Origin of the sequence: Marinobacter lipolyticus SM19 (genome assembly GCF_000397065.2) — a bacterium.
Classification (GTDB): domain Bacteria; phylum Pseudomonadota; class Gammaproteobacteria; order Pseudomonadales; family Oleiphilaceae; genus Marinobacter; species Marinobacter lipolyticus.
The window spans coordinates 201,452-214,094 of sequence record NZ_KE007317.1; the positions used below are offsets into that span (position 1 = coordinate 201,452).

Here is a 12,643-nt window from a genome sequence, read left to right on the forward strand (position 1 = left end):
GTTCAATCCGATGAGGTACACCATGCTCCTTGATTGGCTGCTCCCAGCACTCGTGGTTACGGCACTTGCCTTGCTGGTTATCGGCGCCATACGCCGTGTCCTGCTCTGGCGTGCGGGTCAACCCGAACCGGTGAACATCATCGCCGGGCTTATGGCCATGCCGCGCCGCTACCTGGTCGACCTGCATCACGTGGTCGAGCGCGACAAAGTCATGTCCAACACCCACGTCGCCACGGCGGGCGGGTTCGTGTTGTCCATGCTGTTGATCATACCGGTGCACGTGTTTGGGCTGGAAAGTCGGTGGCTCAGCATTCCCCTGCTGATCGCCACGGCCCTCATGTTCACTGGAGCCATCTTCGTCTACCGGCGCCGCCGCAATCCACCGGCCCGTCTGTCCAGGGGCCCCTGGATGCGATTGCCGAAAAGCCTGCTGATGTTTTCCGCATCGTTTTTCCTGCTCACCCTGGTGACGTCCGGTTTCCTGCCGGAGAATTTCGGGAGTTGGGTGCTCGTGGCCGTACTGCTGGTGGGCGTCACTCTGGGCCTGTCCGAAATGCTCTTCGGCATGGGCTGGGGCGGGCCGATGAAGCATGCGTTTGCCGGCGCCTTGCACCTGGCATTCCACCGTCGCCCGGAACGCTTCGGCGGCGGCCGTTCCACTGGCCTAAAACCGGTCAATCTGGATGGCAAGCTTGGTGTGGCGGACCCCAAAGATTTCAAATGGAATCAATTGCTGGGTTTTGACGCCTGCGTGCAATGTGGTCGCTGCGAAGCCGTCTGCCCGGCCTTTGCCGCCGGCCAGCCGTTAAACCCGAAGAAGCTGATCCAGGATATGGTCGTGGGCATGGCCGGAGGAACCGATGCCAACTACGCCGGCAGCCCCTATCCCGGTACCGACGTCGGCAAGGCGGAAGGCAACCCGCACCAGCCCATTGTCGATGGCCTTGTCAGTGCCGACACCCTTTGGTCCTGTACCACCTGCCGCGCTTGTGTCGAAGAGTGTCCGATGATGATCGAACACGTTGACGCCATCGTCGATATGCGCCGTCACCTGACCCTGGAACGAGGTGAAACCCCGAACAAGGGTGCTGAAGTGCTGGACAATCTGATCGCCACTGACAATCCTGGCGGGAACGAACCCGGCAGCCGGATGAACTGGGCGGCGGACCTTGACCTGCCGCTGATGGCCGACAAACACGAAGCAGAGGTGCTGTTCTGGGTCAGCGACGGCTGTTTCGACATGCGCAGCCAGCGTATCCTGCGTGCCTTCGTCCAAATCCTGAAGGCTGCGAAGGTCGACTTCGCCGTGCTCGGCAACGAGGAACGGGATTCCGGTGACGTCGCCCGCCGTCTTGGCGACGACGCCACTTTCCAGACGCTGGCCAGACATAACATTGCCACGCTCGGTAAGTACCGCTTCCAACGCATCGTCACCACCGACCCGCACGCCTTCCACGTGCTGAAAAACGAATACGGCGATTTTGGTGGTCACTACGAGGTATTACACCACAGCACCTTTATCAACGAACTGGTCGAACAGGGCCAGCTCAGTCTGGATCGCTTTAAGGGCGGTACCGTCACCTATCACGATCCCTGTTACCTGGGGCGCTACAACGGCGAGTACGAGTCTCCGCGCGCATTGCTCAATGCCCTGGGTATCCAGGTCAGCGAGATGGACCGCTCCGGCTATCGTTCACGCTGCTGCGGCGGTGGCGGCGGGGCACCCATTACCGACATTCCGGGGGAGCACCGCATCGCCGACATGCGTGTCGATGACGCCCGCAAAGTGGAGGCCGAAACCATCGCCGTCGCCTGTCAGCAATGCACCGCCATGCTCGAAGGCGTGGTGGAGCCGCGCCCTGAGATTCGCGACTTGGCCGAGCTGGTGGCCGATGGCCTGATCATTGAAGCAGCCGATTCGACCGCTCCAGCGGCCCAACCGATAGCTGAGGAGGTGCACTGATGACGGATATCCCAAGGCGCGACCCGCGTACCGAATGGATACTGCGCAATCGCCTGCACCCTCAATATGATGAAATGGTTGCAGTCAACAGCGGTCCGGTGCGCGGTCCCACCGGCCTGTTGCGCAAGAATCCCCATGCCGTTGGCTTTATCGGACCCAATGGCATCAAACGGATCGACCGCAGCGCAGGTCTGACCGGCGGCGCGGGCGGTCTGTCGTCGCGTGCCAAAGGTCGTTCGGCCCAGGCCGAAGTCGAGTTGCCCATGCATCGGGTTGAGCAACCCGATTTCTATGTGGCCGTGGTTGTTGACTTGGCGGGCGGCCGCTTGAGCAGTCATGACAAGGACGTGCTTGGTCAGGCGCATCAGTTGGTTAAAGCTGCGGAAGGTGAGGGCGCTGTTGTCGCCGTCGCCCTTGGCGAAGCACGGGAGGCGAACTTCGACAAAGCAGGCGCCGACCGAATGGTTCATTTGACCGAGGTTTACGGCCAGTCGCTGACCGGCTACTGCCCGGAACACAAACTGGCCGTGCTTGAAGCGGTTGAATCCGAACTTGCCCCGCGTTATTGGCTGTTCCCGGATTCGGTCCACGGCGGCGCCGACCTCGGCTCCCGCCTGGCTGCCCGCCTCAGCGAGCGCCCGGTCGTCCATGCCTGGCAAGTGGATGCCGACCACAGCGTCTGTCGCGGCGGCAGCCAGTTGACGGATTGGCACCGACCCACGGCCCGAGTCATCCTGCTGGCCGAGGAATGCGCGCTGCCAATCGACGAGACCCGGCATGAGGCAAAACCGATCGAACTGGCGTCGATTCCCAAGGTAACACCCCGAATCGAAGACCTCGGCCAGGTCGAGGTCGACCCGAGTAAGATAGCCCTTGGGGAAGCGGAATTCATTCTCTCCGCCGGTAACGGCGTGCGCGACTGGAGCCAGTTCCATGAAGTGGCTACGGCCCTTGGCGCCACCGAAGGCGCCAGCCGGGTCGCCGTGGACGATGGCAATATGCCGCGTTTCCGCCAGGTTGGTGCTACCGGCACCTGGGTTACGGCACGGGTTTATGTTGCCGTGGGTATTTCCGGAGCCATCCAGCATATGCAGGGTATCGGCCGGTGCGACAAGGTGGTGGCCATCAATCTCGATGATGGCTGCGACATGATCAAACGGGCCGACTTGAGTGTGATTGGTAACAGCCAGGGCATCCTCGGTGAATTGCTGCGGTTGGCCGAATCCCGCCAAAGTGGGACGGAGCTCGAATCACCCAAAGCAACGGCAGAATCCACAGAGGAGGACCGTCATGTCGCCTGACTCTTTCCCTAACTCTTTCTCTAACCCCGACCTCAAGGTCGCCTCCCTTATTTCTGTTGGTCAACACCCCAAGTCCGGTCGCGCACGGCGGGCCAGCCAGGATGCCCGGGCCGTCGAACTCGGTCTGAAGATGGCAGGCTCCTCCTCCCGACTCATCCATGTCGGTGGTGGTGACGAAACTGGCCTGCGCCAGTACCTTGGTATGGGCTTGCCGGAGATAACCCTGCTCGAGGCTGACGGTAGGGCGGATGCCGTCCCCATCTTGGTGCGCCATCTCAAGGAACAGCCCGCGGACATCGTCCTCACCGGCATTCACGCCGAGCGGGGCGAGGCCTCCGGCATGGTGCCTTACCTTTTGGCGGAATACCTCGGCTGGCCTATCGTTCCCCGTATCGCCGATATCCAGAAGGTGGAGGAAGGCTTTGCCGAAGTGCTGCAAGCCCTGCCACGTGGACAGCGCCGCCTGCTGCGGGTTTCACTTCCGTTCATTGCGACCGTCGACAATGCGGCTCCCGATGCGCGGCAATACGCTTTCGGCCCGGCCCGTCGTGGACTGATGGATGGCGTGGCGGTTGATGCACCGGTTGACGAAACCCGGTTGGAGTGGCAGGAGAGCCCCGCCAAACCCAGACCCAAGCGCCTCAACGTTGTCAAAGCCAAATCCGCCGCCGACAGGTTCAAGGCGGCCACGGCAAAACCCCAGGGGCAGGGTGGCAAGGTCATCCGTGACGGTACGGATCGGGAAAAGGCTGAGGCGATCATGGAGCTGCTAATTGCCGAGGGAGTAGTGAGGTAATACCTTGAGGCGGCGGGGATATCCCGACCTTGCCGCTTTAAGACACGCAACACCCTTTCCATGTCGCTGCTGGAGTATTGGCCTCAATTGCAATGCCATACCATGATTCTCGCCCGGGACACATCGGAGCGGCCGGCAGCACGTTAACGGTGCTCAGGTAAACCCGACTCCAGGCCTTATTCGGTATGGCCTCGGGCTCTCGAAAAACAACAACCCGATAATAACGAATTGCTCTGGAGAGCCCCTTATGACTGAACGTGCGCAGCCCGTGGTCGACGCTGATCGTCTTTACGACGACGTCGATTACCAGATCGGGCAAGACAATATCCAAGTCGCCGGGTTTGACGTCCACAACCCGGTGTTTGGCATCAGCGCCATACTCATCCTTGTATTTGTTGCAGGTACCCTGTTCGCGACCGAAGCGGCCAACGGTATGCTGTTGGGCGCCCGCGGTTGGGCGATCGAACACTTTGACTGGCTGTTCATGGCTGGTGGCAATCTGTTTGTGGTGTTCTGTCTGGCGTTGATTGTTCTGCCAGTCAGCAAAGTCCGCATTGGCGGTGACAATGCCAAACCGGAATTCTCTACGTTATCCTGGTTTTCCATGTTGTTTGCGGCAGGCATGGGTATCGGCCTGATGTTCTGGAGCGTTGCCGAGCCTGTTGCCTATTTTACCGACTGGTATGGCACCCCGCTTGGTGTGGAAGCGAACACCGCCGAGGGTAAATCCATGGCTCTGGGCGCCACCATGTTCCATTGGGGGCTTCATCCATGGGCCATGTACGGGATAGTCGGTCTTTCGCTGGCTTTCTTTGCCTATAACAAAGGCTTACCACTAACGGTCCGGTCCGCGTTTTATCCGATTCTCGGGAACCGTATCTGGGGGCCGATCGGCCATGTTATCGACATCGTCGCCGTATTGGCGACCATCTTCGGCCTTGCTACGTCTCTTGGCCTTGGTGCGCAGCAGGCCGCCAGTGGCTTGGCGTATCTCGGTATCGTGGGAAACGGCATCACTACGCAGATTGGCTTGATCGCATTCATAACCGCCATTGCAATTTTTTCCGTGGTTCGTGGTTTGGATGGCGGCGTAAAACTGCTCAGCAATATCAACATGGTCATTGCGTTCGTTCTGCTGCTTTTCGTCATCCTCGCCGGTTCCATCAGCGGCTTCTTCGCCAACCTTTTTGACTTGTTCTGGTCCTATGGGAAAAACATTCTGCCCCTCAGTAATTGGGTGGGACGGGAAGATGAAACCTGGTTCCACGGCTGGACCGTTTTCTATTGGGCCTGGTGGATTTCCTGGTCGCCGTTCGTTGGTATGTTCATCGCCCGTGTGTCCAAAGGCCGCACCGTGCGCGAATTCATGCTCGCGGTATTGATTATCCCGACCCTTGTTTGTGGTATCTGGGTGACTGCATTCGGCGGCAACGCGCTGGACCAGATCCAGGCTGAGGTGGGCGCGTTGAGCGGCGGGCTCACCGAAGTACCGCTCGCCATGTTCCAGATGATGGACAGCATGCCGCTGACCTCTTTGATTTCTTTCCTCGCCATTGTTCTGGTGCTGGTGTTTTTTGTTACCTCCTCGGATTCTGGGTCGCTGGTGATTGATGGAATCACTGCCGGTGGCAAACAGGATGCCCCCGTCGCCCAGCGTGTGTTCTGGGCAACCATGGAAGGCGTGATCGCTGCAACCCTGTTATTTGGCGGTGGGGCGCAGGCACTCAGTGCGCTTCAAGCGGGCGCGGTTACCGCTGGGTTGCCTTTCGCCATCATCCTGATTCTGATGTGCGTAAGTTTGTACAAAGGGTTGAACGGGGAGGCAAAGACGCAGCTTAAATACAGCGTGTAACCCTCAGGGCGGAAGAGCGATATCCAATCCGCTCTTCCGCCCACACCCTGGCCGGGTTACATGCTTCAGCCCCCATGCGCTCCTACGCTTGAATGTGTCGCAGGCAAGCAATCCGGCGCTTTCTCCGAGAATACAATATCCCCTCAAGTGCAGAATTTTCCGGGTGACCAATATGAACAAGACCACCGCCACCGATGTTCAGCACATGGTGCATCAAATCATCGCTGACCTGAATCACAAACCGGGCGCCCTGATGCCCATCCTGCATGCCATCCAGGACGAACTCGGCTACATCCCCAGCGACTCCGTGCCGGCCATCGCCGAGGGCCTGCAAATTACCCGCGCCGAAGTTCACGGCGTCATCAGCTTCTATCATGATTTTCGCGCCAGTGCCCCCGGCAAGCACACCATCCATATCTGCCGGGCCGAAGCCTGCCAGGCCCGCGGTTGCCGTGCACTCGAACGCCACGCCCAACAGACACTCGGCGTCGATTACCACCAAACGACCCTGGATGGCGACATTACCCTGGAGGCCGCCTATTGCCTCGGAAATTGCGCCACCGGACCATCCATCCGCATTGGGGATGACATTCACGGCCGCGTTACACCGGCCCGTTTCGACGCCCTGATTGACCAGTTACAGACTGTGCCGCTCGCCATCCAGCCGGTCCTGGCAAAGGAAGACAATACCCATGGTTAAGGTCTTTGTGCCCCGCGATACCACCGCCCTGTCACTCGGCGCCAACGAGGTAGCCGCCATACTGCAACGGGCCTGTGCCGACCGCAGTGTCGACATCGAGCTGGTCCGCAATGGTTCGCGCGGCCTGTTCTGGCTCGAACCCATGGTCGAGGTCGAAACCGACCAGGGCCGTATGGCCTACGGCCCGGTCACGCCCGAGGACATCCCGGCCCTGCTCGACGAAGGCCTGCTCGACGGCCAACCGGGCCATTCACTGTATCTGGGGCCGACCGAGGAGATTCCCTACCTCAAGAACCAACAGCGCCTTACGTTTGCACGGGCCGGCATTATCGACCCGGTGTCGCTGGATGACTACATTCACCACGGCGGCTACGTCGGTCTGCGCAAAGCCCTGGCCAGGATTCCCCAGGAGATTGTCGACGAAGTGAAAGCCTCCGGTCTACGCGGCCGGGGTGGGGCGGCTTTCCCGGCCGGCATCAAATGGCAGACGGTGCTCGATGCGGACGCCCGCACCGGCAGCAGCCCCTATTCCAAACGCAAGTTTATCGTCTGCAACGCGGACGAAGGCGACTCCGGCACCTTTGCCGACCGCCTGGTGATGGAAGCCGATCCCTTCATGCTGATCGAAGGCATGACCATCGCCGGCCTGGCCGTGGGTGCGGACACCGGTTACATCTACCTGCGTTCCGAGTACCCGGTTGCCCATAAGATTTTGAACGAAGCCATCGCCAGGGCCGGGAAAGCTGGCTACCTGGGTAACAATGTCCTGAACTCCGGCAAGGCCTTCCACCTGGAAGTTCGCCTCGGTGCCGGCGCCTACATCTGCGGCGAAGAAACCTCTCTGCTCGACAGCCTGGAAGGCAAGCGTGGCCAGGTGCGCGTCAAACCCCCGTTGCCCGCGTTGAAAGGTGCTTTCGGTCAACCGACCGTGGTCAACAATGTGCTTACCCTGGCCGCCGTGCCCTTTATCCTGGCCGAAGGCGGCCAGGCCTACGCCGACTACGGCAGGGGCCGTTCGCGGGGAACCCTGCCGTTCCAACTGACCGGTAACATCGAACGCGGTGGCGTGGTGGAACTGGCGTTCGGCGTCACCCTGCGCGAACTGCTTGAAGACTACGGTGGTGGTACTGCTTCCGGCCGGCCGATGCGGGCCGTCCAGGTCGGTGGTCCGCTGGGTGCCTATATGCCCGAAGGTCAGTGGGACACCCCGCTCGATTACGAAGCCTTCAGCGAGGTTGGCGCCGTGGTGGGCCACGGCGGCATCGTGGTGTTTGATGACACCGTGGACATGCTCGACCAAGCCCGCTTCGCCATGGAATTCTGCGCCGTCGAGTCCTGCGGCAAATGCACTCCCTGCCGCATAGGCTCTACCCGTGGTGTGGAGGTCATTGATCACATCCGCGACAACCAGGAACGCGATTACCACCTGAATTTGCTGGAAGACCTTTGTGACACCCTGGAAGACGGCTCCCTCTGCGCCATGGGCGGCATGACGCCTAACCCGGTACGCAGCGCACTGAATCACTTCCCGGACGACTTTCACCAAGACCGCACCACCGCATCCCGCACGCCGGCGGGGGAGGCCTGATCATGTTGCATATTTACGATCCGAACACCCGCTCTGACCGTGATCTGGGCACGCCGCCCCCGGTCGAGACCGGCCACACCGTATCACTGACCATTGACGGCCAGGAGGTGATCGTGCCTGAGGGTACCTCGGTGTTGCGCGCCGCCACTATCGCCGGCATTCAGATCCCCAAGCTGTGTGCTACAGACAACCTGGACGCCTTCGGCTCCTGCCGCCTGTGCGCAGTGGAGATTGAAGGCCGGCGCGGCCTGCCGGCCTCCTGCACCACGCCAGTGGCCGAGGGCATGAGCGTCATTACACAGAATGAGCGCGTCGCCAAGCTGCGCCGAAACGTGATGGAGCTGTACATTTCCGACCACCCGCTGGACTGCCTGACATGCCCAGCCAACGGCGACTGCGAACTGCAGGACATGGCCGGCGCCGTCGGCCTGCGCGAGGTGCGCTACGGTTACGAGGGCAAGAACCATCTCGAAGCCGAGAAGGACACCAGCAACCCTTATTTCACCTTTGATACCAGTAAATGCATCGTTTGCTCGCGTTGCGTGCGGGCCTGCGAGGAAGTGCAGGGCACCTTCGCGCTGACCATCGACGGCCGGGGCTTTGATTCCAAGGTCGCGGCGGGGCAGGGCGAAGACTTCATGGATTCCGAATGCGTTTCCTGCGGCGCCTGCGTCCAGGCTTGCCCGACAGCGACGCTGATGGAAAACTCGGTGATCGACCAGGGCCAGCCGGAACACTCGGTGGTGACCACTTGTGCCTACTGCGGCGTCGGCTGTTCGTTCAAGGCCGAGATGAAAGGCAACACCGTGGTGCGCATGGTGCCGTTCAAGGATGGCCAAGCCAACCACGGGCATTCCTGTGTAAAAGGCCGCTTCGCCTTCGGTTATGCGACCCATCCGGAACGGCTGACCAAGCCGATGATCCGCGATCACATCGACGAACCCTGGCGCGAAGTCAGCTGGGAAGAGGCAATCCAGTTCGCAGCCGATCGCATCAAGGCCATCCAGGGCAAATACGGCCGCGACAGCGTCGGTGGTATTACGTCCTCCCGCTGCACTAACGAGGAAGCCTATCTGGTGCAAAAACTGGTGCGTACCGCTTTCGGCAATAACAACACCGACACCTGTGCCCGCGTTTGCCATTCTCCGACCGGTTACGGCCTGAAGCAGACCCTTGGGGAAAGCGCCGGCACCCAGACCTTCGATTCGGTGATGAAATCCGACGTTATCATCGTTATTGGCGCAAACCCGACCGACGCCCATCCGGTGTTCGGCTCGCAACTTCGCCGCCGCCTCCGCCAGGGCGCCAAGCTGATCGTTGCCGATCCACGTTCAATTGATTTGCTGAATACCCCGCACGGCGGCGAGGCGCTGCATCTTCCGCTACGCCCCGGGACCAATGTCGCCCTGATCAACGCCTTGGCGCATGTTGTCATCACCGAAGGACTGGAAGACCGAATGTTCATCGCCACCCGTTGTGACGGAGGCGATTACGCCACCTGGAACGACTTTATCCGTGACGAACGCCATTCACCGGAAGCAACGGAAGACATTACCTGTGTTCCGGCAGCCCAAGTCCGCGAAGCGGCCCGCCTGTACGCACAGGCAGGTAACGGCGCCATCTACTACGGTCTGGGCGTGACCGAACACAGCCAGGGCTCAACCATGGTAATGGGCATCGCCAACCTCGCACTGGCCACCGGCAATATCGGCCGTGATGGTGTAGGCGTCAACCCGCTGCGCGGCCAGAACAACGTGCAGGGCAGTTGCGACATGGGGAGCTTCCCCCATGAGCTGCCCGGCTACCAGCATGTTTCCCATGAAGGTCCACGCAAGGCCTTTGAAGATGCCTGGGGCGTTAAGATCGATGGCGAACCGGGCCTGCGCATTCCCAATATGTTCGACGCCGCCATCAACGGCAGCTTCAAGGGCCTGTACGTACAGGGCGAGGACATCGCCCAGTCCGATCCCAACACCCACCATGTGGAACAGGCGCTCGGTTCGCTGGAATGCCTGATCGTGCAGGATCTCTTCCTGAACGAGACCGCCAAGTTCGCCCACGTACTGCTGCCTGGCTCCTCGTTCCTGGAGAAGGATGGCACGTTCACCAACGCAGAACGTCGCATCAACCGCGTGCGCAAGGTGATACCACCGCTGGCCGGCAAAGGCGACTGGGAGGTCACCCAGGACCTGGCGAACGCCCTGGGTTATGCCATGCATTACGAACATCCGGAACAGATCATGGCGGAAATTGCCAGCCTGACACCCAGTTTCCAGGGTGTGACTTACCAGAAACTGGACGAGCTCGGCAGCATCCAATGGCCGTGTAATGATGACAATCCGAGTGGTACTCCCATCATGCACGAGCAGGACTTTCCGATTGGCAAGGGCCGGTTCATGGTCACTGACTACGTGCCGACAACAGAGCGCGCCAATCGTCGTTTCCCTCTGCTGTTGACCACGGGCCGTATCCTCAGCCAATACAACGTCGGCGCTCAGACAAGACGCACTGACAATCAGGCGTGGCATGAACAGGACTGGCTGGAGTTGCACCCCCACGACGCCGAAGAACGCGGCATTAATGACGGCGACTGGGTTGGCCTTACCAGCCGCTCAGGTAATACCGTGCTGCAGGCCAAAATAAGCACTCGCATGCAACCGGGTGTGGTCTATACCACTTTCCACCATCCCGTGAGCGGCGCCAACGTCATCACCACCGACAACTCGGACTGGGCCACCAACTGCCCTGAATACAAAGTCACCGCCGTACAGTGCGAAAAGGTCGCCCAACCTTCAGCGTGGCAACAGCGCCACCTGGCACAACATAAAAAACAATGGGATTTCTACCATGGCTAATCCCAGTGGAGAGCACACGATGCGAATAGGCGTTCCCAGAGAGATCGACGACGGGGAAAAACGCGTGGCGTTGACTCCGGAAGTCGCAATACAGCTGCAAGAGTTGGGCTTCAGGCTCGCTATCGAAACAGGGGCCGGCTTGCAGGCCAATTTCGATGACGACCAGTACCGCGAAGCCGGTGTTGAGATTATCGAGGACCCGAGAGAACTGTGGAATTCGTCCGACATTGTCATGAAAGTCCGTCCGCCCAGCCAGCACCCGGAACTGGGCTTTTATGGGGTTGAGCTGCTGGGCAAGGGCCAGACCCTGATCAGCTTTCTCTATCCGGCGCAAAACCCCGAGATGCTGCAGGAACTGTCCAACCGTGGCGTAACCGCCCTGGCCATGGACTCAGTGCCGCGCATTTCCCGTGCCCAGAAGATGGACGCACTGAGCTCCATGGCCAACATAGCGGGCTACCGGGCGGTGGTTGAGGCATCCCAGCACTTCGGCCGCTTCTTCACCGGACAGATTACAGCCGCCGGCAGGATCCCCCCGGCCAAGGTGTTGGTGATTGGTGCGGGTGTGGCGGGGCTCGCCGCCATCGGTGCGGCCAAGAGCATGGGCGCCGTGGTCCGTGCCTTTGACACCCGCCCTGAGGTGAAGGAGCAGGTAGAGAGCATGGATGCGGAGTTCCTGATGCTCAATTTTGAAGGAGAGGGCGAGGAAGGTAGTGGCCAGGGCGGCTATGCCAAGACCATGAGCCCCGAGTTCATCGAGGCCGAGATGGCACTGTTCGCGGAGCAGGCCAAGGACGTTGATATCATCATCACCACGGCCCTCATTCCGGGCAAGCCGGCGCCGGAACTGATCACCGAGGGCATGGTCGACAGCATGAAACCGGGCAGCGTCATCGTCGATCTGGCGGCCGAAACCGGTGGCAACTGCAAGCTGACCGAAGCCGACCAGGTGGTGGTCAGGCACGGCGTTACCCTGATCGGCTACACCAACCTGCCGAGCCGACTGGCCTCTCAGGCCAACCAACTCTATGCCACCAACCTGCGCCATCTGCTGAGCGACCTGTGCCCGGAGAAGAATGGCGAGATTGTCGTCAACATGGAAGACGAAGTGATTCGCGGCGCCACCGTGGTGAAAGAAGGCGAAGTCACCTGGCCACCACCCGCACCACGACTGTCAGCGGCGCCAAAGACCGACATGGGGGACAAGGCCCGGATCGAGGTTGAAAAAGCGGAGCCAAAGCCGAAACACCCGCTGGCATTCCTGGCCCCCGTGGCGCTCGCAGGGCTTGGGCTGTTGGGCCTGGGATCGGTGGCACCGCCGGAATTCATGGGGCACCTGACCGTTTTCGTGCTGTCCTGCTTCGTTGGTTACATGGTGATCTGGGGGGTGTCGCACTCACTGCATACGCCGCTGATGAGTGTCACCAATGCTATCAGTAGCATCATCGTTATCGGCGCTCTGATGCAGATTTCCAGCGAGCAACCCCTGGTGCTGATACTGGCCGTGTTGGCGGTGTTTATCACCAGCATTAATATCGTCGGCGGTTTCGCCGTCACCCAGCGCATGCTGCGGATGTTCAGGAAATAG

General features: G+C 60.4%; 8 protein-coding genes. All 8 read left to right on the forward strand.

All coding sequences use genetic code 11. The features are described 5' to 3' along the window. Positions 1–22: 22 nt before the first annotated feature. The 8 genes from MARLIPOL_RS07365 (at position 23) to MARLIPOL_RS07400 (ending at position 12,643) form a co-directional block, all read left to right on the forward strand. On the forward strand, positions 23–1,963 hold the full coding sequence (locus MARLIPOL_RS07365) for a (Fe-S)-binding protein (RefSeq protein WP_036190946.1): 1,941 nt from the start codon (positions 23–25) through the stop codon (positions 1,961–1,963). Further along, on the forward strand, positions 1,963–3,264 hold the full coding sequence (gene etfA, locus MARLIPOL_RS07370; RefSeq protein WP_012137422.1) for an electron transfer flavoprotein subunit alpha: 1,302 nt from the start codon (positions 1,963–1,965) through the stop codon (positions 3,262–3,264). Before MARLIPOL_RS07365 ends, etfA begins: the two co-directional genes overlap by 1 nt. Then, on the forward strand, positions 3,254–4,060 hold the full coding sequence (gene etfB, locus MARLIPOL_RS07375; RefSeq protein ID WP_012137423.1) for an electron transfer flavoprotein subunit beta: 807 nt from the start codon (positions 3,254–3,256) through the stop codon (positions 4,058–4,060). Before etfA ends, etfB begins: the two co-directional genes overlap by 11 nt. 247 nt (positions 4,061–4,307) lie before the next feature. Beyond that, the gene (locus MARLIPOL_RS07380; RefSeq protein ID WP_012137424.1) at positions 4,308–5,912 is read left to right on the forward strand and encodes a BCCT family transporter; all 1,605 of its coding nucleotides are present in this window, start codon (positions 4,308–4,310) and stop codon (positions 5,910–5,912) included. A gap of 172 nt (positions 5,913–6,084) precedes the next feature. Next, a complete protein-coding gene (locus MARLIPOL_RS07385) occupies positions 6,085–6,612 on the forward strand; it encodes a formate dehydrogenase subunit gamma (protein ID WP_012137425.1) in 528 nt (175 codons plus the stop codon). Next, positions 6,605–8,200, forward strand: a complete 1,596-nt coding sequence (locus MARLIPOL_RS07390) for a formate dehydrogenase beta subunit (RefSeq protein ID WP_012137426.1) — start codon at positions 6,605–6,607, stop codon at positions 8,198–8,200. Before MARLIPOL_RS07385 ends, MARLIPOL_RS07390 begins: the two co-directional genes overlap by 8 nt. A 2-nt stretch (positions 8,201–8,202) precedes the next feature. Continuing rightward, a complete protein-coding gene (fdhF, locus tag MARLIPOL_RS07395; protein ID WP_012137427.1) occupies positions 8,203–11,055 on the forward strand; it encodes a formate dehydrogenase subunit alpha in 2,853 nt (950 codons plus the stop codon). Positions 11,056–11,074: 19 nt separating this feature from the next. Then, the gene (locus tag MARLIPOL_RS07400; RefSeq protein WP_012137428.1) at positions 11,075–12,643 is read left to right on the forward strand and encodes a Re/Si-specific NAD(P)(+) transhydrogenase subunit alpha; all 1,569 of its coding nucleotides are present in this window, start codon (positions 11,075–11,077) and stop codon (positions 12,641–12,643) included.